The organism is Nostoc sp. TCL240-02 (assembly GCF_013343235.1).
In the GTDB taxonomy this organism is placed as follows: Bacteria; Cyanobacteriota; Cyanobacteriia; order Cyanobacteriales; family Nostocaceae; genus Nostoc.
In genome coordinates this window covers 379,961-402,526 of the sequence record NZ_CP040094.1, presented here as the reverse complement: position 1 = coordinate 402,526, position 22,566 = coordinate 379,961, and the positions used below count along the sequence as shown (strand labels likewise).

At 41.5% G+C, this 22,566-nt stretch carries 17 protein-coding genes and 3 pseudogenes; 7 read left to right on the top strand and 13 right to left on the bottom strand.

What is annotated here, in order from left to right; translation table 11 throughout:
• The first annotated feature begins 93 nt into the window (after positions 1–93).
• A complete protein-coding gene (locus tag FBB35_RS01850; protein ID WP_174708236.1) occupies positions 94–4,143 on the top strand; it encodes a DNA-directed RNA polymerase subunit beta'' in 4,050 nt (1,349 codons plus the stop codon).
• Between the two features lie 146 nt (positions 4,144–4,289).
• Here the strand turns inward: FBB35_RS01850 and FBB35_RS01845 are convergent.
• The 5 genes and pseudogenes from FBB35_RS01845 to FBB35_RS35650 form a co-directional block, all read right to left on the bottom strand.
• Positions 4,290–4,583, bottom strand: a pseudogene (locus FBB35_RS01845) (Uma2 family endonuclease); the annotation flags it as partial.
• 27 nt (positions 4,584–4,610) lie between these two features.
• Positions 4,611–5,677 (bottom strand): ISKra4 family transposase gene (locus FBB35_RS01840; protein ID WP_174708235.1). Its coding sequence is split into 2 segments (ribosomal slippage): positions 4,611–5,521 and positions 5,521–5,677, totalling 1,068 coding nucleotides; the frame shifts between segments, so codons are not numbered across the junction.
• A gap of 75 nt (positions 5,678–5,752) precedes the next feature.
• A pseudogene (locus FBB35_RS01835) lies at positions 5,753–6,037 on the bottom strand (Uma2 family endonuclease); the annotation flags it as partial.
• A gap of 96 nt (positions 6,038–6,133) precedes the next feature.
• On the bottom strand, positions 6,134–7,501 hold the full coding sequence (locus FBB35_RS01830) for a DUF3370 domain-containing protein (protein WP_174708234.1): 1,368 nt from the start codon (positions 7,499–7,501) through the stop codon (positions 6,134–6,136).
• A gap of 262 nt (positions 7,502–7,763) precedes the next feature.
• Positions 7,764–7,919: a hypothetical protein gene (locus FBB35_RS35650; protein ID WP_368041817.1), complete on the bottom strand. Its 156-nt coding sequence runs from the start codon at positions 7,917–7,919 to the stop codon at positions 7,764–7,766.
• Between the two features lie 174 nt (positions 7,920–8,093).
• Between FBB35_RS35650 and hisH the strand changes: the two genes are divergently transcribed.
• Both hisH and rsmD read left to right on the top strand, forming a co-directional pair.
• Complete coding sequence (gene hisH / locus FBB35_RS01820; RefSeq protein WP_174708233.1) at positions 8,094–8,729, top strand: imidazole glycerol phosphate synthase subunit HisH; 636 nt, start codon at positions 8,094–8,096, stop codon at positions 8,727–8,729.
• Between the two features lie 62 nt (positions 8,730–8,791).
• Complete coding sequence (gene rsmD, locus FBB35_RS01815; RefSeq protein WP_174708232.1) at positions 8,792–9,340, top strand: 16S rRNA (guanine(966)-N(2))-methyltransferase RsmD; 549 nt, start codon at positions 8,792–8,794, stop codon at positions 9,338–9,340.
• A gap of 156 nt (positions 9,341–9,496) precedes the next feature.
• Here the strand turns inward: rsmD and petG are convergent, their stop codons facing one another.
• Positions 9,497–9,610: a cytochrome b6-f complex subunit V gene (gene petG / locus FBB35_RS01810; RefSeq protein WP_063721252.1), complete on the bottom strand. Its 114-nt coding sequence runs from the start codon at positions 9,608–9,610 to the stop codon at positions 9,497–9,499.
• A gap of 210 nt (positions 9,611–9,820) precedes the next feature.
• Between petG and FBB35_RS01805 the strand changes: the two genes are divergently transcribed.
• A complete protein-coding gene (locus FBB35_RS01805; RefSeq protein WP_163928961.1) occupies positions 9,821–10,195 on the top strand; it encodes a cytochrome c in 375 nt (124 codons plus the stop codon).
• 282 nt (positions 10,196–10,477) lie between these two features.
• On the opposite strand, the gene FBB35_RS01800 is transcribed toward FBB35_RS01805, so the two are convergent.
• Positions 10,478–11,179 (bottom strand): Crp/Fnr family transcriptional regulator, encoded by a 702-nt coding sequence (locus FBB35_RS01800; protein WP_174708231.1) that lies wholly within the window; start codon positions 11,177–11,179, stop codon positions 10,478–10,480.
• Between the two features lie 2 nt (positions 11,180–11,181).
• Entirely contained in the window at positions 11,182–12,585 is a 1,404-nt protein-coding gene (locus FBB35_RS01795; RefSeq protein WP_174708230.1) for an amidase, read from the bottom strand.
• Between the two features lie 201 nt (positions 12,586–12,786).
• Between FBB35_RS01795 and FBB35_RS01790 the strand changes: the two genes are divergently transcribed.
• Entirely contained in the window at positions 12,787–14,268 is a 1,482-nt protein-coding gene (locus FBB35_RS01790; RefSeq protein ID WP_174708229.1) for a hypothetical protein, read from the top strand.
• A 624-nt stretch (positions 14,269–14,892) separates the two neighbouring features.
• Positions 14,893–15,804, top strand: coding sequence for a fatty acid desaturase (locus tag FBB35_RS01785; protein ID WP_174708228.1), 912 nt, complete (start codon positions 14,893–14,895; stop codon positions 15,802–15,804).
• A gap of 148 nt (positions 15,805–15,952) precedes the next feature.
• Here the strand turns inward: FBB35_RS01785 and map are convergent, their stop codons facing one another.
• From map to FBB35_RS01760, 5 genes and pseudogenes are all read right to left on the bottom strand, one after another.
• Positions 15,953–16,780, bottom strand: a complete 828-nt coding sequence (gene map, locus FBB35_RS01780; protein WP_174708227.1) for a type I methionyl aminopeptidase — start codon at positions 16,778–16,780, stop codon at positions 15,953–15,955.
• A 279-nt stretch (positions 16,781–17,059) separates the two neighbouring features.
• Positions 17,060–17,584: a cupredoxin domain-containing protein gene (locus tag FBB35_RS01775; protein ID WP_254625786.1), complete on the bottom strand. Its 525-nt coding sequence runs from the start codon at positions 17,582–17,584 to the stop codon at positions 17,060–17,062.
• Between the two features lie 98 nt (positions 17,585–17,682).
• Positions 17,683–20,620: pseudogene (locus FBB35_RS01770) on the bottom strand (M16 family metallopeptidase).
• Positions 20,621–20,743: 123 nt separating this feature from the next.
• On the bottom strand, positions 20,744–21,187 hold the full coding sequence (locus FBB35_RS01765) for a VOC family protein (RefSeq protein WP_174708226.1): 444 nt from the start codon (positions 21,185–21,187) through the stop codon (positions 20,744–20,746).
• Positions 21,188–21,265: 78 nt separating this feature from the next.
• Positions 21,266–21,778 carry a TIGR02652 family protein gene (locus tag FBB35_RS01760; protein ID WP_163939442.1) on the bottom strand — a complete coding sequence of 171 codons (513 nt, stop codon included), beginning with the start codon at positions 21,776–21,778 and terminating at the stop codon, positions 21,266–21,268.
• A gap of 240 nt (positions 21,779–22,018) precedes the next feature.
• On the opposite strand from FBB35_RS01760, the gene FBB35_RS01755 reads away from it, so the two are divergent.
• The gene (locus FBB35_RS01755; RefSeq protein ID WP_174708225.1) at positions 22,019–22,546 is read left to right on the top strand and encodes a gamma carbonic anhydrase family protein; all 528 of its coding nucleotides are present in this window, start codon (positions 22,019–22,021) and stop codon (positions 22,544–22,546) included.
• Positions 22,547–22,566: the final 20 nt, after the last annotated feature.

The window sequence follows — 22,566 nt, the reverse complement described above, 5'->3', positions numbered from 1 at the left end:
TCTAATTTGTAATTCGTAATTAAAGAATTAATTACGAATTACGAACTACGAATTACGAATTACGAATTATTGATGACTCAGGACTAATGATTAATGACTAACGAAAAAATGATTTTTCGCAATCGCGTGGTTGACAAAGGTCAACTGAGAAATTTAATTTCTTGGGCTTTTACGAATTATGGTACAGCGCGAACCGCAGTGATGGCGGACAAATTGAAAGATTTGGGATTTCGCTATGCTACCAAAGCAGGGGTTTCCATCAGTGTAGATGACTTGATGATACCACCAACTAAACGATTGCTCTTAGAAGCAGCCGAGGAAGAAATTCGCGCTACTGAAACCCGTTATCAACGGGGAGAAATCACTGAAGTAGAACGCTTTCAAAAGGTAATCGATACTTGGAATGGTACCAGTGAAGCCTTGAAAGATGAAGTAGTCGTTCACTTCAAGAAGACTAATCCCCTAAACTCCGTGTATATGATGGCATTCTCCGGGGCACGGGGTAACATCTCTCAAGTGCGGCAGTTGGTAGGGATGCGGGGACTGATGGCAGATCCTCAAGGGGAAATTATCGATTTACCGATCAAAACCAACTTCCGTGAAGGGCTAACTGTGACGGAATACATTATTTCGTCTTATGGTGCCAGAAAAGGATTGGTGGATACTGCCTTGCGGACGGCTGACTCTGGTTATCTCACCCGTCGGTTAGTGGACGTTTCCCAGGATGTAATTATTCGGGAATTTGACTGCGGCACTACCAGAGGTCTTACTATTGGGCCAATGACAGAAGGTGCCAAAACCTTGATTCCTCTGGGAACCCGCTTAATGGGACGGGTAATTGGCGAAGATGTGGTGCATCCGGTAACAAAAGAATTGATTGCAGCACGCAATTCGCCAATTCCTGAAGAATTGGCGAAGAAAATTGAAAAATCTGGGGTTGCAGAAGTTGTGGTGCGATCGCCACTAACTTGTGAAGCTGCACGTTCTGTCTGTCAACACTGTTACGGCTGGAGTTTGGCCCACGCCAAGATGGTAGACTTAGGCGAAGCTGTGGGGATTATTGCTGCTCAAAGTATCGGCGAACCTGGTACTCAGCTAACCATGCGGACATTCCACACTGGTGGGGTGTTTACTGGGGAAGTGGCGCAACAAGTTCGTTCTAAAATCGATGGGACTGTCAAGCTTCCCCGCAAACTGAAGACCAGAACATATCGGACTCGCCACGGGGAAGATGCCCTCTATGTTGAAGCTAATGGCATCATGCTTTTGGAACCAACAAAAGTAGGTGATGTTACCCCAGAAAACCAAGAGGTTCATCTAACCCAAGGTTCAACATTATATGTATTTGATGGAAATAAGGTAAAACAAGGGCAGTTGTTGGCAGAGGTTGCCCTTGGTGGCCGGACAACTCGGACTAATACAGAAAAAGCAGTTAAAGATGTTGCTTCTGACTTAGCTGGGGAAGTGCAATTTGCCGAAGTAGTTCCAGAACAAAAAACTGACCGTCAAGGTAATACCACAACTACAGCCGCACGCGGTGGTTTGATTTGGATTTTGTCTGGGGAAGTTTACAATTTGCCACCTGGGGCAGAATTGGTGGTAAAAAATGGTGATGCGATCGCTGCTAATGGAGTTTTAGCAGAAACCAAATTAGCCAGTTTACACGGCGGTGTGGTGCGCTTGCCAGAAGCTACCCCAGGTAAGAGTACTAGGGAAATTGAGATTATCACTGCTTCTGTGGTTTTAGACCAGGCAACTGTGACAGTCCAAAGTTCTCAAGGTCGTAATAACTACTTAGTATCTACTGGCAACAACCAGGTATTTAACCTCCGAGCTACACCAGGCACAAAAGTGCAAAATGGTCAAGTAGTAGCTGAGTTAATTGATGACCGTTATCGCACAACCACTGGTGGATTCCTGAAATTCGCAGGTGTCGAAGTCCAGAAAAAAGGTAAAGCCAAGCTGGGTTATGAAGTCGTGCAGGGCGGTACCTTGTTGTGGATTCCTGAAGAAAGCCACGAAGTTAATAAAGACATCTCCTTGCTGTTGGTGGAAGACGGTCAGTTTGTAGAAGCTGGCACCGAAGTCGTGAAAGATATCTTCTGCCAAAATAGTGGTGTGGTAGAAGTGACCCAGAAAAACGACATTCTGCGGGAAGTCGTGGTGAAGCCAGGGGAACTGCTGATGGTGGACGATCCAGAATCAGTCATCGGGCGAGATAACACCTTCATTCAACCAGGTGAGGAATTCCAAGGCAACGTCGCCACGGAATTGCGTTATATCCAGTATGTGGAGACACCAGAAGGCCCTGCTCTGTTGAGCCGTCCAGTAGTTGAGTTTGCCGTACCTGATAACCCAGATGTGCCATCAACGACATCTGTAAGTCAACAAACCGGGCGATCGATTCAGTTGCGGGCTGTACAAAGACTACCTTACAAAGATTCAGAACGTGTCAAATCTGTTGAAGGTGTAGAACTGCTGCGAACCCAGCTAGTACTGGAAATTGAGCAAGAAGGGGAACAAGACCATAATGCTTCACCCCTGGCAGCAGATATTGAATTAGTAGAGGATACTGAAGACCCAGAAGTTCAACGTTTACAACTGGTAATTTTGGAATCCTTGGTAATTCGTCGAGACATTACCGCCGATGCCACCCAAGGTAGCACCCAGACTACACTTGAGGTACACGATGGGCTAACCATCGCCCCAGGTTCTGTAGTCGCACGTACCCAAATCTTGTGTAAAGAAGGCGGGGAAGTGCGAGGCGTTCGCAAAGGAACCGAAAACGTGCGTCGCTGCTTAGTGTTACGTGACGCTGACAGGCTTACCATTAATACTAGTACTCAGCCAAAAGTGAAAGTGGGTGACTTGCTAGTAGAAGGTACAGAAGTTGCTCCTGGAGTTTTTGCCCCAGAATCAGGACAGGTAGTAGATATTAAAAATGCCGCTGCTGCATCTGGTGGGGAATCAGCTCTGAGTACTAAAAACTACGTTATTACTACCCGCATTGGTCGTCCATATCGAGTCAGCCCTGGTGCTGTGTTGCAGATAGAAGACGGCGATTTGGTACAACGGGGTGATAACTTGGTGTTGCTGGTGTTTGAACGCGCCAAAACCGGAGATATCATTCAAGGTTTGCCCCGGATTGAGGAACTACTTGAAGCTCGTAAACCGAAAGAAGCGTGTATTTTATGTCGGCGGGGCGGAGAAGTTAAGGTAGTTTACGCTGAAAGTGGTGATGAAGCGATCGCTATTAAGGTCGTGGAATCAAATGGCGTGGTGACAGATTATCCTCTGGGCCCTGGACAAAACTTGATTGTGCCAGATGGATCAATAGTATTAGCGGGACAACCGTTAACTGATGGTCCATCTAATCCCCACGAAATTTTGGAAATCTTCTTTAGCCTTGGTTCCGAAGACGGCATCTATGCTTGTGCTAGCCTTGCCTTGCAGAAGGTACAGACATTCTTGGTGAATGAAGTGCAAATGGTGTACCAGTCTCAAGGGATTGATATTTCCGATAAGCACATTGAAGTAATTGTTCGCCAGATGACCAACAAGGTCAGGATTGATGATGGTGGTGACACCACCATGCTCCCCGGCGAATTGGTAGAACTGCGCCAAGTTGAGCAGGTGAACGAAGCTATGGCAATTACAGGCGGTGCGAGGGCACAGTATACCCCAGTATTATTGGGTATCACCAAAGCATCGTTGAACACTGATAGCTTCATTTCCGCAGCATCCTTCCAAGAGACAACACGGGTACTTACCGAAGCAGCTATCGAAGGCAAATCTGACTGGCTACGCGGATTAAAGGAAAACGTGATTATCGGGCGATTGATTCCGGCTGGTACTGGATACAATACCTATGAAGAACCCGGTGCGATCGAGGACTATGCTACTGATATTAGCAGTAGTGTCTTAGATGAAGTTGATGATCCCCTGGATATGGTCTTAGATGACCGCACAGCTCGCACCTATAATTTAGATTCTCCGACTCTTGGGGAATCTGGTTTTGGTAGCAGACGTGCAGAAAGATCAATTCTAGATGATGAAGATGAATTAATCGCCGATGAAGTAGTAGACGACGACGATTTTGAAGGAGAAGAGGAAGACGACGAGGATGATTTCGACGACGAATAGAGATTTGAAATTTTGCGTCTCTATTAAAATGTAAAAAGTAAAAAGGCAAAAGAAAATTTCTTTTGCCTTTTTATTTTGCTTTATAAAAACACATTTTTAAATCCTCAAGGTTCCGGTTTCTGGCTGGTAAGCTAGTAGTCAGTCAATTACAGCGATTCAAAAGTAACATCCTCATAGAAATCTACAACAGCACACCGAAAATCCACACTTGCCAGATGAATTATATCTTCTTTTCCATAAGGATAAAGTACCCATTGGCTTTCTGGGTTACGGCGAAAACACTCAACATTTAATCGAGTTTGACTTATAAGTACATATTCCTGAAGTGATTCCATCTGTCGGTAGTCAGCAAATTTATCACCTCGGTCAAAGGCTTCTGTTGTCGGAGATAACACTTCTACAATTAAGTTAGGGTAACGCAGAAAGTTGTTAAAAGCTCTAGGGAGCATCTCACTTTTTAAAGTGGCTCAAACTGACAATAATCCATTGAGGTAAGCACAGCGATGGGCTAGGACTTGAGGCACATTTTCTCGTTTCCATTGTGCCCCGGAAATTTTTGTTCGACGGTCAACCTGTTTAACGGCAGATTCAACTGAACCTGAACCAATTGAACAAATTTCTTCAGCTTGATAATATTCGTAGTTGATAATGCGATTGCGATGCTTATCAAGATAACGGCAAAAGTTTTGTACTTGTTTGCCTTTACAATCTGTAAATAAGGCAATAGTAGCCTCAACTTGGCCTTTCCATAGTAGATTTTGTGCTTGTTTCAAGCGTTTTTGTGAACCCCCAACTTTGTGGAGGTTTTCTATTAAATGGAACCAATCAAGTATTTCTCGACGTTGTGCATCAGGTGCTAATTGGTCAATTATATTCCAAATGCCGTCATGTCCATCACCAATACAAGTGAGTGGGCTAGCCAGTGGTTGGTCATTAACCCAATCAATCACAATCTGATTATTCTGAAATGAAGTTCCCAAGATTCCGAGATGATGTAAGCTAATTGCTTTATAGCCAAGCCATGCACATATTTGACCTTTAGGAGTTCGGACACGGATGTTTCCACCATCGACGCTTAATTCTTCAATTGTCTGTTCTGGTGTTGGCAACTCAAAATTCTGGCGATGCACTAATCTCTGTTGACTGCTGTGAGAAACCTCTATGCCCGTAAAATACTTGATGTCTGATGCCGCATCTTCATAGCTGACATTCGCACTTACCCTCAAACAACAAGTTTCTAGATATGGACTCAGTTGAGTACTTGGTGCGACTTCTAATTCAATGGCTTGTTTGCTCGTTATTGCTAACTCTCCAAGAATGCTTTTGAGCCGTCGTTGGTATCCTGCGGTTGTCCCTGTAATCGTTTCGATAAAAAAACCCCTACTTCTGGCATAACATGCTTCTGCATTTGACTCCGCACTGCTTCTTCAATTGCTGCAAGATTTGTGAGCTTTTCTTTTGACGTATCTTCATACAATATTTTAGCAATCGCCTGAATATGTTTTTGAAGAGCTTGCTTTTGTTCTGGGGTCATCGGTAAGTAAATACACTCGTCTTACCTATCCTGACTGATTTTCGTCTTCTTTGCAAAAAACTGGGATGCTCCCAAAGCTCTATCTCGTTGGTCACAACTTACTATAACATCAGGGTAATAATAGATATTAATCGACTCAATATGTGCTTTAGTGTCTGAGATATAAGCCTGACAACCACTTCCGCGCAAATGATTTCTTAGCATTGAAGCAATATTAAGAGAAATAATGACATGAGCATTACTTGCTCCTGCCATTGCATAAACCTGTCCCTGTCTATATTGATGCTTGATAGGACTAATTTCTTCTCCTTTGAGATAGTCTTCTGGAGAAATATAGCTAGAATTTGGAATTGCAACCATCTGTAATGACCTTGTGTGATGTTTTAATATCTAGTTTAAAAGGTTTAATAGGTAATTGGTAATTAGAGAAAAGCTATACCAATTACCCCTCATTTATTACCGACTTTCCGCCTGAGTTGACACTGTTAATACTTGCGGTGGTGTGGCATCTGGTGGATAGAGAAAATCTACTTCTACTAATGAGCGATCGCCAGCTTTCATATTTAATGAAACTAAGGGTTCCCCTGGTTGACCTCTCTTTTGTACTAAATGCACAAACTGAGTTTGCGGCTGATTTTGCTCATCCTTGTAACGTACCCGCACTGTACCTCGGAAAAATACTTCACGGGCTGGTGTACTCAGAAAGTGTAACCCTGGTTTGACTAACTGATTCTCCTTCAATGGGGTTTGTATGGATACACTCACAGTTTGGGGACTTTGAGTATTGTTGTACAGCGGCAACTTGAGATTATATTGAATTCCATAGTTGCCATGAGCGCGATATGCGGTGTCAGGATAGCGCACCAGCATGGTAGCACTTTGAATTTGACCAGTTCCTAATGTACCGCCATGCAGGGTACTCAGAGCGTAAGAAAACACTTGACCAGGCTGGGGAATAGTTAGATACCTAGCTTTAGGATTATCTACTAATAAGGCTCTCCATCGCGAACCACTAGCCACTCCAGCAACACGCCCATAAATTCTTGGCTTGCCAGTTTCCTCTAGGGGAGTGGGCGCTTTATCCCGTGGCCCAGCCAAATCACCATTATCTAGTAAATTCTGCCACTCTTCTAAAGTAGGCGATCGCTCACTGCCATCAGGATTCACCCGTGCAAACATCGCTAGGCTAGCCGCATAGACGGTGCCATTACTTTGCAATCGGATCAATGTCGAACGACCATTCAGAGGTGGTGTCAATCCCTGCACAGGAATTGGTAAATTTAGTAACATCCGACTTTGCTTTGCTGGAATCTCAATTTGGGCAGGGAAAATCTCTTGCCGTCGTCCCCGTAACACATCAGACATGACCCGATCGCCTGGGCCAGCAAAAATTGTCCCTAAAGGATTTTGGCTAAAAGATGGTAATTGAATAAATGGTGCATCCGGTTGACTCAAATAACTCGCCGCCTGCCAAATATTCACCTTTACTGCTTCCGAACTAGGGTTGTGCAAAATTATCCCTAAATAGAGCGAGCGCAAATTCTCTGATGGTTCAGCCCTAGCAACGTGATGGGCAAAAATATCAAATCGTCCCCGAAAAGGAAAATTCAAATGCGCTGTTGGCACTTTTTTGCCATCTGGTGGAAAAGTGGAGAGTAAAATTCCTTCTTTCAACACCAATTCTGGACTATTACTGTTAAAAGTTGGCACTGTATCCAATTGACCTGGTAAAGGACGTACTTCTTGTGTTTGTACAACTTCTTCAGGTGGTGGTGTGGCAGGAGTTGATTGAGCAATTGGGAAAATTAGTAACAATGGCAACATATACTTAGATATTTCTTTCACCATACAGACATGAACAACTTGATGAAAGTGCCAGTTTGTTAATAATTAATACGAAATCTGCAAGAATTTCCATCAAATTTTCTTGATTTAGAACCTGAACATGGATAAAAAGACAACGGATTGTAAGTTGATTTTGGTCTAAGTAGTCCAAGCCTAAACAGTAAAAACAAATTGACCGCAGTCGTGGCTAATCTGAATTGATGCTTCTTTCGCCACTAATTTTTCTATATCAACTTCTAATTTATCCACAGCTAGCAAATGCTTCCACACTTAATTGTGTAAGGATTACAGCCTGCTCACAACAGATGAAGTCTTTAGGTTGAATTGCATTGATTTTTTCCATTACCTGAGTATTGGCAAGTTTGACATCTACGGGTAACTGGCGTAAAAAACTCAAGTCATCTGGTATCAGATCGAGTTTGGTAACTTCAAGTAATAAATCATCAGAAGAATTTTGACTGTTGATATTTTAGGCAAATGTCAAAAGAGGTTAATAGAATTCTTTTCTTCATAACAAATATTATTTAGAATAGAAAAACCCTCCATTAATAAATTTACAAGGAGCAGGTAAATGCCAGTAATTGCGGTCGTAGACTACGAGATGGGAAATTTGCACTCAGTCTGTAAAGGGTTGGAAAAAGCTGGGGCAACTCCTAATGTTACTTATTCTCCAAAGGAATTAGAACAGGCAGATGCAATAGTTCTACCAGGAGTGGGAGCATTTGATCCAGCAGTACAACACCTGCGAGCGCGTGGTTTGGAACAACCTATTAAAGAAGCGATCGCATCTGGTAAACCTTTTTTGGGAATTTGTTTAGGATTGCAAATTCTCTTTGAATCAAGTGCAGAAGGTACTCAACCAGGACTAGGAATTATCAAAGGAAAAGTGCGGCGCTTTCGTCCAGAACCTGACATCACTATTCCTCACATGGGTTGGAATCAGCTGGAAATGACTCAGGCAAAAAGTATTTTGTGGGAGCATTTGCCGTCCGATCCTTGGGTATATTTTGTCCATTCCTACTATGTTGACCCAATAGACCCGTTAATCCGTGCAGCAACCATCACCCACGGTACTCAAACCATCACAGCTGCGATCGCTCACGAAAATCTCATGGCAGTTCAATTTCACCCCGAAAAATCCTCTAATATTGGATTGCAAATCCTATCTAATTTTGTTGCTCAAGTCCGCGAAAAAATTCCTGCCTAATCTATTTTTGTCATTTGTTCTTTGTCCTTTGTCTAAAACTAATGACCAATGACTAATAACCAATGAGCCTGAGAATTTACGGTAATCGCCAGCTAAAAACTTTACCAGGGAAAGAAACTAGACCTACCAGTGCGCGGGTAAGGGAGGCAGTCTTTAATATTTGGCAGGGAGAAATTGCAGGTTGTCGCTGGCTAGATTTGTGCGCCGGTACTGGTTCAATGGGCGCAGAGGCTTTGTGTAGAGGAGCCAGCCTAGCAGTGGGAATTGAACAATCCAGCCGAGCCTGTGCCACCATCCAACAAAATTGGCAGCAGGTAGCTAATGCCGACGAGCAAGAATTTCGGGTATTGCGGGGAGATATTACGCAGCAGTTAAAGACTTTATCAGGCAAGCAATTCGATAGAATTTACTTTGATCCACCTTATGCCAGTGGATTGTTCCAACCAGTATTAGAAGCGATCGCTCACTATCAACTTTTAGATCCTAGTGGCGAAATCGCAGTTGAACACGCCTCACAAGGTTGGACACCGCCAGAGATTCCCTCTTGGGAAATTTGCCGCGAGAAGGTTTACGGCAACACATCACTTACTTTCTACAGAATTGTGAAATGAGACGAGAAGGCAGTGGAAAAGATAAGGGAGAGAGGGGAGAAAAATTGCTTCTTTGTCCTCCTTAATCCCCTTGTCTCCCCTACTCAGCACGGGCTAAACCTTAGCTATCCGCTAACAGCACAGGCTAAATGCCCCGCTACAGCTAATAAAACTCCCTCAACCGCCCAACTGATTGGGGCGCTTGTATTGCTTATAGGCAGCGTAAAACAGTCCGGCGAGGGTGACGAAAACTAGACCAAGGACAATACCTGATAGCAGGGGTTCAACCACTGGAAATCTCCTCTTTGTAATGATTAAATATTCGTTGCCTGTTTTCGATTTTACCAAATTTAGTATGAATCCTGCGTCCTATAGACTTTTTGGAGGGCGACTGCTCAGAAAAAAATAGTCTTCTGTGCTTGCAGACACGATCAAGAACTTTTAAGCTATGTGTAGGAAAAGAAAACTTTTTAGCACACCTAGACTTTCACCGCAAACCTTTTGGATAACCAGATTACCAAACCTGAAATTTTGATTCAGCGCATTGTTTTATTGACGCTGGCCATACTGCTATCAGTCCCTTTGGGCTTTTTTGGTGTTCAGTTGGTTCAAGCCTCCGATCCTTATGTCAAGAGTGTTTTATCTCTAACAGGAAACCCAGTTCAAGGACACGCGATCTTTCAAATTAACTGTGCTGGATGTCATGGTTTGGAAGCAGACGGGCGAGTAGGGCCGAGTTTGCAAGCTGTTTCCAAGCATAAGTCTCAATATGGATTGATTCACCAGGTAATCAGTGGCGAAACCCCGCCAATGCCAAAATTCCAGCCTAGCACCCAAGAAATGGCGGATCTTTTGAGCTATTTAGAGTCGTTATAGAAAGCGTGTTTTACTTCCGTTAGCGTAATCATTCTGAATTATGACTCTTAAATTCTGTTGTAAATCCCTTATGGAAAAAGGCAATACATACAAAATGTGGACTTTTTCGATCTTAGAACTTACGCAAAAATACACGCGGTAGGGGCAATACCCTGCGGGTTCGCTGAAAGCGTTCTCGTAAGAGTAGCCGAAGAAGCGTCTACATGAATTGTCCCTACCGGAGAATAAAAGTTTGGGCTATTGTTTGCATAAGTCTTGGATCTAGAAAACTTGTTACAAATGTTATTGATCTATATTTCCAGAAGCGATCGCATCTAATTTCTGAGTATCAAGTATGATAATCGTCCCACCACGACGATAGGCAATTATTGACTTGAGACTTTTAATTAACCGCACACATTCTTCGTAAGTAATGCCGCTACTGCGAGCCATGCGATAATAAGATAACTTGACTTTTAAACACTCGCCTTCTGGACTTGATTCAGTTCCTGATTCGGCAGCAAAATATTGAATTAATCTGGCAAGGCGAACAATAGCTCTTTCTGAAACTAATCCGTGGACTGTCTCATGCAATTGCTGAATCCGACTGTTAAACACCATCAGCATTCGTAATGCAATTTCAGGGTTTTGTCCAATCGCTTTTAATAAAGCATCTCTCTCTATAGTGAGAATTTCACAATCCGATTCAGCAGTTACAGTTGCTGGGGAAATTCCATTGCCTAATAAAGCAGGAGCCGCAAAAATTTCCCCAGCCGCTAAGGTGCGGAGAATCGTTTCTTTCCCCGTCATGGCTATTTTGGTAACTTGAATTTCTCCACTAGCAACAGCATAGAGTTTTGTTGATAAAACATCACCCTCATGGAGAATAATCTCTCCTTTGCGATAACGTTGCACCTGAGTGTGAGGTTGCAAATTTACTTTGTCTGCCGTTTCTAAACCTGCAAACACAATAATTTGCGAAAGTTGTTCCAGGGATGCCTGCATGATTAGCCTGATATCGCAAAGGCTGGACGATGATGAATCCAAGGGTTAGCCGCTTCTAATTGTGCTGCTAGGTTGATGAGGGTAGCTTCAGCCGCAGGTTTACCAATTAGTTGCACACTTATGGGTAAACCCTTACTATCAAAGCCTACAGGAATTGCGATCGCAGGTTGTCCAGTTGCATTCGCAGGTGGACAAGGGGCAATCCACTCAATAATATTTTGGAATGTATCTTCTGGACTCAGTGAAGCCCATTCTCCAACGCGGATAGGTGAATGGAGATAAACTGGCAATACCAGCACATCGACAGTATCGAAAAAGGCTACAATCTGTCGTGCCACAATCTGCATTTGGGAAACTGCTTTGAGGTAGTCACCAACAGAACCTGTGCGTGCAAATAGCCAGCGATTTAATGGTTGCAAGGCTTCAACTGGAAGTCCTGACGCAGCTACCCCAGCTTGCCAAACAATTTGAAATGGTTCAACTAGAGCGCTAAAATCAGGAGATTTCTGTTCAACGTGGTGGCCGAGTTGTTCTAATAACTGGACTGTTTGACGGACACCTTGCTGACAGTTAGCATCAGCTTCTCCCAAAGGATAAATGTTAGTATCAAAGGCAATTCGCAAAGCCCCCAATTTCGTCTGAGTGGCAGCGAGAAATGATGGTTCGGGATCTGGCAACCAGTAAGGATCGCCTGTAACATAGCCAGATATCGTATCCAAAAGGGCAGCAGCATCAGCAACAGTGCGGGCGATGGGGCCGTTGACGGCAATTCCAGCGAGGCGTTCGCCTACGGGTGCTTTACTCACCCTACCCCTAGATGGTTTGAGTCCCACCAAACCACAACAAGCCGCAGGGCCACGAATTGAACCACCACCATCAGAACCTTGAGCGATCGCACACAATCCTGCTGCTACTGCCGCCGCCGCGCCACCACTGGAACCGCCAGAGGTGTATTCTAAATTCCACGGATTTCTGGCTGGAGGAAAACCCGTAGGTTCGCTGTAAGGGAATGAACCTAATTCAGAAGTGGCTGTTTTACCAAGAATAGTAAACCCAGCTTGCTTAATCCTTGTTACAACCCCATCATCATAGTTAGGAATATTGTTAAGTAATGCGGGATTTCCATAAGTACAGGTAACATCAGCTACAGCATTGAGGTCTTTAATGGAAATTGGCACACCAAAAAATGGTGGTAGTTCTAAGGTAGTTGTCAATAATTCTGTTTTGGCTTTGGCATCTGCGATCGCTAGTTCTGCCGTCACTGTAAAATAACTTCCTAATTGCGGATTCAACTGCTCAATCCGTTCTAAATATACTTCCACTACCTCTAGCGGTGAAATTTCCCGGCGACGAATTAATTGCGCCAACTCTAGTGCTGGGGTAAATGCTAAATCAACTTCATTCATAGGTTAGTGAATGGGTAATTTTGTCTTTCTCTGGGATTTTGAAACTGAAATTGTTACTTTACCAGGATTTACGGGAATTATACATTTTATAGATCCTAAGATTTATCACTCAACTAGGATGCCTTGATGTGTGGTTGTGTTCTTACTCCAGCTATTTTAATTGTTTCGCATAAACTTTCGACAAATCCCTAAGAGGTATTTATGGCTAACCTAGAAATACTTGTTAGCGAATTGCCAACACTAGTTCAGAATCTAAAACTGACTATTGGCGATTCTAATAAAATCATGGAACAAATTATCTCAATCAATAATGCTCAAGAACAACTACGAAATATTAAAAAATTAATTGCTCAGGAATTGAGATTGGAGAACGTCAAAAATTCTGCGATCGCTACACTTCCTCAAATAGGTACTGTAGCTAGTTTGTTTCTACCTAGCGTTGGATTAGTAGATCCAGCGATCGCCGAAAAATTTGGACACTCAAAAACTAAAATCTCATTGACTGATTTACAATCCAAAATCGATGACTGGATAGAATGGGGTTATTTTTTGCAAGCAATAGCTGCTGATATTCTCAGTGATGATAGTTTAGTCAATCAACTAAATTCTAATATTAATCATCTCAGCTTATTTGCACAATTGCAGGTAGTTTCTGAAAACTTAAAAATTATTTTAGTCTTTGAAAATTTTCATGTTTTAGAGAATCAAATTCAAAAAATCAATAATTATCAAGATGAATTATTACAACTAAAGCAGAATTTAAATTATATTTTTAATACTATTAAAAACAGTCGTAGCTTATTAAACATTTTATTAGGAGTATCTGCTTTTTGTGGGAAATCTGGCTTTGCCTTAGAATGGTTAGATGATGACCACGAGTTAATTATATCGAGTGACAGTAAATTTCAAGAATTGACCGATATTCTTAATGATTGCGATCATCTCCAAGAACAAATTGCTATTTTAATTATTCAGGGTGAAACTTTAAGAGAACAGGCAGAACAAGCCCTAAAAAAGATAGAACAAGAAAATCATAATAAACTAACTATTAGCCAGCATATACAAATATTACCAAAGTTTTCGACACCCAAGATACTACGTTCGGTTTTGATTGTAGTCTCAAGTTTATTAGTCTTGGGTTTTGGTAGCTGGAAAATTAAAGAACAAAGTCTCCAATGGCAGCAGATGAATCTAAGTTCAACTCAAGAAGAAAGTGCAAGTGCTAAGTTTAAATCTGCTCAAAAATTCGGTATGGAGGCTGCTTCTCTAGTTCAAAAACCACCGCATCCTCTAAAAGTCTGGCAACAAGCAAAAACTAAATGGCATCAGGCAATAATGTTGTTAGATAGCATTCCTGATGAAACATCAGTTTATGACAAGGCAAAGAAGAAATTAGCGTACTATCAGATTAACTATAAATCTATCACTCAAAGAGTTTTAATTGAAAAGAAAGCTGTAGCAAACTTAGAATCAGCCCAAAAGCTAGCAATAGAAGCTAATTTATTGGTACAAAATTCGCATCATTTACTACTAATTCAGCAGCAAGCAAAAAATAAATGGGAGCAAGCAATCAATTTATTAGAAGCAATTCCAGAGAGTACATCTGTCTCTATACAGGCTAAAGAAACGCTTCCTATTTATAAAATTAACTATGCGAATATCAGTAAAATAATGCAAAACTAAAAAATTAAACTTCCCGTCTATATTCCAACACGGTTCAGTTAAGGATGATCGTAGGTTAGTTTGAACGAAGTGAAACCCAACAAACCAGCAAAAATGTTAGGTTTCGTTCCTTAACCCAACCTACACAGTTTAAGATTTTTGGCACTAAATGAACCGTATTGGTCTATATTCATTAGTACAGCTTTGCGTAAAATACTAGCGTTTTTAAAAGCCGAAAGACGTAAAGTAAACGAATAGACACTTCGCCTTCCCAATACCTTCCGTTTAAGGTTTTGTAGTGATTTTTACTCATGAAGTTTCATGGATTTTAGCCCTATGTTTCAAGACTGATGGTACTTATCCGAAAATTATTGGCAGATTAGGTATGCAGAGTTGTCAAAGATAATTCACTATTTTATAATACAGGTTTAATATTCACTAAGTATTATGTCTATAAAAATTTAGATAGTGTAAAAATTAAAACTTATATTTTCTAGCTAAAGTATTAAGTATTATGTCTAATAATTGTGAGCTATTGTTGAATTTAAATAGCATATTTTTCGAGTTTATGGTTAATATTTAATGAACAATGAAAGTTGAAAAAGTGTTAGTTCTTCTTAAACTTGTTATTGCGAGGAAATAAATATGGCAGTTATTGCTAATATTCAATTAATCAATAAAGAAACCGTAAAAGTTTTTACTGCTTCACTAGCTTGGGTGATATATCTATTTTTCTTGCCTTATGTTTATGCTTCAATAAATATTTTTTCAATCTTTTTTATAATTTTCCCAGGAGTTTATATTCTCTGTTTACTAGCACAGTTTGTGCATGAATGTTGGCATGAATATTTACCCCGCATCGACAATGAGTTTTTTTATTTAATATTGTCTTGGATGATTTTTATCGATCCGCAAACATTTGAGATAGTACATCCTTCTCATCATACTCAAGTGAATACTTACAACGATATGGAGTTTCATCCTTTAGGAGAGATTAAGAATAAATTATTGCGAATTATTTATAACTTTTCGGAAATATGTTTAGGGAAAATGTTTGTTTTTATTGTGGCAGACTTCCAAATATTGAAGAACCAAAAACTTAAACAGCAGTATTACTTTAAGAAACTAATAATTTCTATTTGGATGCGGATTTTTATTTGGGGTGGGATTGGTTACACTTCGCACGTACTATTAGGAGTAACTACAAGTCAAATTATAATTTCTTATCTTATTATCTGTTGGATGGGATCTTTTATAGTTCACCATTGTGAACTCATAGAACATGGAAATCTTATTATAGAAGGTAATTTAAAAGAGCGTAATTTAAAAACCAGAAACTTAAAACCTTCTGGTATTTTAGAAAGGTTCTTTCTGTTTATCACCCATAATCATTGCCTAGAACATTCATTACATCACTCTCTATCTAATATTTATACTCGACCATTTCCTCAAATAAATGCTCTACCAGACGAAACAGTATATATTTCATTTAGTGAATATTTAGTAATCCTCAAAGATATGCTTACAGGTAAATGTCCAATTACTAATATTGAATAGGTAAGTAGGAATTAGACAACCCCTTTAAAAATTTTAAGCATTGAGGAGATAAGGTAGAAAATTTTTCCTTATCTCCCTTGTGCTTTTATCATTTAAAGATTATAGAATTGCTTTACCTCTCTTAACAACAGATAATTAAAACTAACAATTACACCTTAGAACGGTCAGTCAAAATCTCATAACCCGTGTCTGTAACTAACACTGTATGCTCAAACTGAGCTGACAAAGAATTATCCACAGTGACTGCTGTCCAACGGTCAGATAATGTCCGGGTATGTCTAGAACCCGCATTTAAAATTGGCTCAATTGCCAGCGTCATCCCCGCACGGAGTTTCACATTTGGCATCTCGCGGGTACGGTAGTTGAATACTGAAGGTTCTTCGTGCAAATTACGACCAACACCGTGTCCAGTGAATTCTTCGACTATACTAAAGCCGTTCGCTTTCACATGGTCTTCAATTGCTCCAGCTAAGTCAAGCAGGTATACACCAGCCTTTATTTGTTCAATGCCCTTAAATAAAGCTTCTTCTGCTACGCGAATTAATTTAGCAGCTTCTTCTGTCACTTCACCGACAGCAATTGAAATGCAAGAATCACCATGAAAGCCTTGGTAATAAGCGCCAGTATCTACTTTTAATACATCCCCCACACGAATCACTTTTTTAGGGCTAGGAATGCCATGCACTGCTTCATTATTAATGCTGGAGCAGATAGAACCAGGAAAACCGTGATATCCTTTAAAACTCGGTGTTGCACCCATTTCGCGGATGCGTTTTTCCGCGTGAGCATCTAAATCAGCCGTTGTCATTCCTGGCTTTACTAGCTCGGAAATTTCTTTTAACACAGTTGCCACAATTGCCGATGATTGTCGCATGATTTCAATTTCACGCGACGATTTAATTTCAATTCCTCGTCCCTTTTTTTTTGATGTTGCAGGCTGAGTTGTTTGAGAAAGTAAGTTACTGAAAATGTTCATGGGAAATTAATAATTACTGGTGGCTTTGCCGATGAAGTATGAATGCTTTCTCTAGATTACTTGAGAAATAATATCTATAATTTAAGTTATTTCAATCCACGATCGGGATTCTTGCAATTTAGTCACTAATGTATACAGAATAACATATTCACTTACTCCTGATATTTTAGACTTCAAACAAAATCGCCCTAACTTATTTTTGCTCTCCACTAGACGATTTAGCTCAATTATCTTTAATTGAAACACTAGACGGTTATTAAATACTGAGTCGAATAATTTTTAATTACTAATGGCAATTTCTCCAGTCATACCTGCTTCCGTATGTCCTGGTATTGAACAACGTAAGCCATAAGTTCCAGATTTTAAGGGCACAAATACCCATTCTGCCTCAGCACCCGGCTTGAGTTCCAGTTCGTGAATAGCTCCTTTAATTTCTACTTTGCCTGCTTGGACTTTTTGTGTCCAGATGCCATCGGCAAAGTCTTTAGCAGTAAAATAGTGCTTCAGTTGGCTGGGATTGGTAAGCCGGAGTTGATAGCGTTTGCCAGCCTCGAATTCCAGATGATTTGGCTCAAATTTGAGTTCGTTAGCTGAATTACCCAAGCTAATTGTAATTTCTGTAGCTGGTTGCTTCAGCAAATCAACAGAAAAATTTGCCGCCATTGCTGGAGTCGCACTGATGAAATTTAAGCTCAGGAGCAACGCAAATATTACGTAGCTCTGCCGTAATATTTGCACCCAAGCAATATTTGGAAAAGTCAGAGATGTAATTAAAATTTGGTATAAATGGTTGTAAATTTTCATTGGTAGTTCTCAAAAGGCAATGCTGATGAGCAGGAACAATTTATAGGTAGCGGGAAAAACCGTACCTATTCTTTATTATCCATGCCCAGCGCCCATATCTACCTAATGCTTTTCTCTGCTAACACAGATGGCCCAGCAGTAACAACTACGATTTGATCTGGGTGGAGTAATTCACGAGCCGTTTGATTAACTTGCTCAAAGGTAACTTTCTGGAGTTTGTCAGTAAAGGTGTGCAATTCTACTTTATCTAGTCCATACACTTCATTCATCAGAATTCTATCTGTTAATTCTTCTGGGTTTGCCAGGGAAACGTTGTAGTTGCTGATGAGGGTGCGTTTAGCTGTTTCTACTTCTAGTGCGGTGACACCTTCTCGATGGATTTGCTGTAGTATTTGGCGAGTACTAGCGATCGCTAGACTAGTATCTGCTGGACTAGTTTGCATTTCTATCAAAAATGTGCCTGCATTCTTCCCGGCTTGGAAGTAGCTATAAATTCCATAGCTCAAACCTTGGCGATCGCGTACTTCTGCACCCAGTCTACTAGATAAAGTATCGCCTCCCAAAATCTGGTTCAATACTAAGGCTGTGTGAAACCTAGGATCGTAACGCTTAATACCTGTGTAACCCATATATGTCACAGCTTGGGCTTTACCTGGTAAAACTGTGTTGACATTCACTATTTTCTCCGGCATTGATACCGGAGGATATTTTAATGTGGGTGCTTGGCCGCTAACTTCCCAGTTACCAAACTCATTTTGAATGAGCGATCGCACTTTGTCTACATCAAAATCTCCCACCAATGCCAACACTGTCGTATCTGGACGATAATGTTTAGCTTTGAAATCGATCACATCCTGGCGTTGAATCTGCTGTAAACTCTCCTCCGTGGGAAAAGTATGTAAAGGATGTTTTTTCGGGTAAATTGACTGCACAAATATTCTTCTGGCCACTTCTGATGGCTCATCTAATTCCAGTTGCAAATCTGTTAAAGTTTGTTGGCGATGCAATTCTAATTCTTGTGCGGGAAAAGTGCTATTTTTAACAACATCTGCCAATATTTCTAGAATTACTGGCAAATCCCCCGCTAAACTATCGCCCTCGATATGTACCCCTTCACGATGTACTTCAAAGTTTAGACTCGCCCCTCGTTCTGCCAATATTTTGGCAATAGTTAAGACATCTTTGCTCTTAGTACCATTTAGCAAATTATCTGCCACAAAAGCAGCCAATCCTGCTCGATCATCTGGATCAAATTCTGTCCCGGCTTGAATATAGCCACTTAGAGTTACGGTGGGAGTACTATTATCAGGTAACAGTAATATCCGCAGTCCGTTGGTAAGTTTAAATTCCTGTGGTAAAACTTGGGCAATCGCATCTGTAGCCAAATCTACGGGTGGTAAGTATTTCACCACCTCAGAAGGAAGCACAGGCACGCCAGGAGAGAAATTTTCTGTAGTTTGGGCTGAGTCTGGTTTGTCGCCAACCCCTGTAATCTGCTTTTGAGTTGGTTCAAAAAAGCCTACTGTCCGAGCTTCTTTTGTGAGGTATTTGTTAATAACAGCGACAACATCCGTCGGCTTCACCAGACGAACAGCAGTCAAATAGCGTTCTGTATAGTGATAATCACCAACAGTTGTCTCATCATTACCCAATCGCATTGCTTGAGAGGTGATATCACGGTTACTCAAAATCACATCTGCTGTTAATTGGGTTTTGGCTCGTTCTACTTCCTCAGTTGTCACGCCTTTTTCTGCTGCATTTGCGAGCGCGCTACTCAACACTGAGTCAATTTTTTTCAAATCTTTTTTAGATCCAGCCGTCACCAAAACCTCATACCAGCCAGCTTCTCGCAAACTGGTAACAGATGCTGTAACTTCACTAGCTAAACCTGATTCCACCAAGGCTTGATAAAGTCTAGAATTCCGTCCTTCTGTAAAGATGTAATCCATCACATCCAGCGCTGGCACATCTGGTTGATTCGCATCTGGTAGCGGATACACAACTTGTAACAGTCGCCCTGCTCCCGGTTCTCGCAATACTATGGGAGTGGGGAATTGGGAATTGCGAATTGGGAATTGCGAATTGGGAATTGCGAATTGGGAATTGCGAATTGGGCTTTTGGTTATTAATTCTTCTCCCCCTGCTTTCCCTGCCTCCCCTGCCTCCCCTGCTTCCCCTGCCCCCCTGCCCCCTGTTCCCTGCCCCCCTGCCTCCTGCCCCCTGCCTCCTTGGTAATTTACCAAACACCTCTTTAATTATTTCGAGGGTATTTGCAGTTTGAAAATCTCCAACAATCACTAAGACAGCATTATCGGGGCTGTAAAAATTACGGTAATATTTTTCTACTTGCTCAACTTCAAATTTCTCGACATCAGCTTTAGTACCACCTACGGGCAACCCATAAGCATGATTAGGAAACACTGCCTGCATGACGGCGCGGTTGAGGCGATATTCTGGACTATTTTCGTAACCTTGCAATTCAGAAATTACTACTCGCTTTTCACTCGCCAGTTGTTCTGGCTCAATCTGGGAATTTTGCATTCTGTCTGCTTCCAGCACTAAGAGCGCTTTTAGCTTGTTTCGTTCCACAGTACCGTAATATGCAGTTTGGTCATAGCTGGTAAAAGCATTGGAATCACTACCTAAAGCACTAAACAAACGGCCAAATTGAATCGGACGATTTTTCGTGCCTTTAAACATGAGGTGTTCTAACTGGTGGGCAATGCCATTCACGCCTGGTTCTTCGTTACGTGAGCCAACCTTGTACCACACCTGCACCGTCACCACTGGCGCAGTATGCACTTCCTTTGTTAGGACAGTTAAACCATTTTCCAGCACTGTCTTACGGACATTTTCTGTCAGTGTTGAGGGCATTATTCTTTTTACTAGCAATGTTGATTGGTATTTTTCTTTATTAGATATGACAGGATTTTGGCTATGAGCAGTTTGATCGCTCAACAAAAAAACCGCTACTAGCCATAAGCTTAAAATTAATAACGGCAAGGAATATTTATAAAATCTAGACAATCCATACATTTACTTAGCAAATATATCTGTAAATTAGGTTATATAGTTATTTCGGTGAGTCACAGAGGTAAAAAAATCTGTTACCTCGGCAACAATGCAGAAAAAGAATATATTAGCAAGAAAAAAGCTAAATTATGGCAATTTTGCTAAAACTCGAATAAATTCCAGAGGTAAACCATCAGTATCAGCGATGAAAGCCACTTCGTAAATGCGATCGCCTATTTGCTGTTGTGTCGGTTCTAAAAGTACCTTCAACGGTTGTAATTCTTCGGTTTGACTCTCAGCAGCTAGTAATACACGTTCTCGCAAATTAGTCAACCATCTAGGTAAATCTGGTGTAATCTCAGTTAAATCGAACGAGAGATGATAATACCCCACATAATGCTCGTCAGCAAAAGCATCTGGGGCTGGCTTTGGTTCGGGAATTTGGATCAGTTCAATTCTGCCGCCCAATCCTTCCATCCAGCAAGCTAGCGTGTAGCCTGTAGTAAAGCGTTCCGAAATTGTAAACCCTAAATGTTCGTAGAAAGCGATCGCTCGATGAATATTCGCAGTCCGAATAGAAGCGTGGTGCATATTAATCCTTAGTCGTTAGTCCTTAGTCATTTGTCTTTTGCTATTCACTAATGACAAATGACTAATGACTAATGACCATTATTCAAACAACCTGAAATAAGGGTAGCGTACAGGGACACCAGGCTCTTTTTCCAAGTCAAAATTAATCACTTCCCAACAAGGATCTTCTGAGGTATCAGGGCTAAACTCTACGGGTAAGCCGTATAGTCGAGCAGCGGTAACTTCTGGTTGTCCAGAACGCCAAGGTGTACTGCGTTCTAAATAGCCACTCATCAATTCCTGATAGCGGTGAGCAATAATCACTTTTGTGGCTCGATAACCTTGGGTATAGAGCTTATCTAATGCTTCGTGAATTTCAAACCGAATACCATCGGGATGAGTATGCTGCCTATACCATTCATTATTCCACCTCCGCCAATGACGGCCGGATTGCAAATGAATTAACTCTCCATTTTGAGGATTAGCTTCAAAAGCGCCATGACGCGGACACAAATAGGTATCTGTTAATGTCAGCGCCGGAATAGTCTGGCGACAATGGGGACACTGTATTTCCGGCCCAAACATCGGGTACTGAAAGCCTGGATTCATCATGAAGTGCGTACAAACATAATTTTGTCTTCACCAGCACTAGTGTATTAGATTATACACTTCGGCTCTACCACTTTGGTCTACTTGTTGACTGCTGTACATACACAGAGTTGCAGCAGTAACATTGTTCACTAGTATTTTCCTCAGCGTAGAGGCTTGACGCTGTGATATCCTGGTCGTGCAACCAGCCTCAAAGGTTGGAGTTTCTCCAGTGTTCCTTGGTACCATTATTCATATTCTATCGTGTCTACCGCTTCTTACTGGACATCTCCTGATTTTTCTCAAGCTGCCTTCATTGCAGCCAATGCTGTTGTTATGGGTTCGGTAAATATAGCAGCAGGGGTGAGCATTTGGTATGGAGCAGTAGTTAGAGCAGATGTAGAACGGATTGAAATTGGCGAATGCACAAATATTCAAGATGGTGCAATTCTACATGGCGATCCTGGTTTTCCGACAATTTTAGAAGATCATGTTACCATAGGGCATCGCGCTGTGGTACATTCCGCTTATATTGAGCGTGGAAGTTTGATTGGCATTGGCGCGGTTATTTTAGACGGGGTACGAGTGGGTGCTGGCAGCATTATTGGTGCTGGTGCAGTCGTAACTAAAAATATACCGCCTTTGTCACTAGTTGTAGGTGTTCCAGGCAAAGTGTTACGACAATTAACAGAAGCTGAAGCCGCAGAATTAATTGAACACGCTAAACGTTACCAAAAGTTAGCTTTAGTTCATGCTGGTAAAGGTAACGATCTCGGCTTTAGCAAGGCTTAGGGATTGGGGAATGGGGACTG

Excerpts from the sequence above, each read along its gene's own strand:
- rsmD (WP_174708232.1), top strand. The coding sequence starts at position 8,792 with ATGAGCCTGAGAATTTACGGTAATCGCCAGCTAAAAACTTTACCAGGG.
- FBB35_RS01790 (WP_174708229.1), top strand. The coding sequence starts at position 12,787 with ATGGCTAACCTAGAAATACTTGTTAGCGAATTGCCAACACTAGTTCAG.
- FBB35_RS01765 (WP_174708226.1), bottom strand. The coding sequence starts at position 21,187 with ATGCACCACGCTTCTATTCGGACTGCGAATATTCATCGAGCGATCGCT.
- FBB35_RS01850 (WP_174708236.1), top strand. The coding sequence starts at position 94 with ATGACTAACGAAAAAATGATTTTTCGCAATCGCGTGGTTGACAAAGGT.
- FBB35_RS01775 (WP_254625786.1), bottom strand. The coding sequence starts at position 17,584 with ATGAAAATTTACAACCATTTATACCAAATTTTAATTACATCTCTGACT.
- FBB35_RS01795 (WP_174708230.1), bottom strand. The coding sequence starts at position 12,585 with ATGAATGAAGTTGATTTAGCATTTACCCCAGCACTAGAGTTGGCGCAA.
- map (WP_174708227.1), bottom strand. The coding sequence starts at position 16,780 with ATGAACATTTTCAGTAACTTACTTTCTCAAACAACTCAGCCTGCAACA.
- FBB35_RS01785 (WP_174708228.1), top strand. The coding sequence starts at position 14,893 with ATGGCAGTTATTGCTAATATTCAATTAATCAATAAAGAAACCGTAAAA.
- hisH (WP_174708233.1), top strand. The coding sequence starts at position 8,094 with ATGCCAGTAATTGCGGTCGTAGACTACGAGATGGGAAATTTGCACTCA.
- FBB35_RS01830 (WP_174708234.1), bottom strand. The coding sequence starts at position 7,501 with ATGTTGCCATTGTTACTAATTTTCCCAATTGCTCAATCAACTCCTGCC.
- FBB35_RS01800 (WP_174708231.1), bottom strand. The coding sequence starts at position 11,179 with ATGCAGGCATCCCTGGAACAACTTTCGCAAATTATTGTGTTTGCAGGT.
- FBB35_RS01760 (WP_163939442.1), bottom strand. The coding sequence starts at position 21,778 with ATGATGAATCCAGGCTTTCAGTACCCGATGTTTGGGCCGGAAATACAG.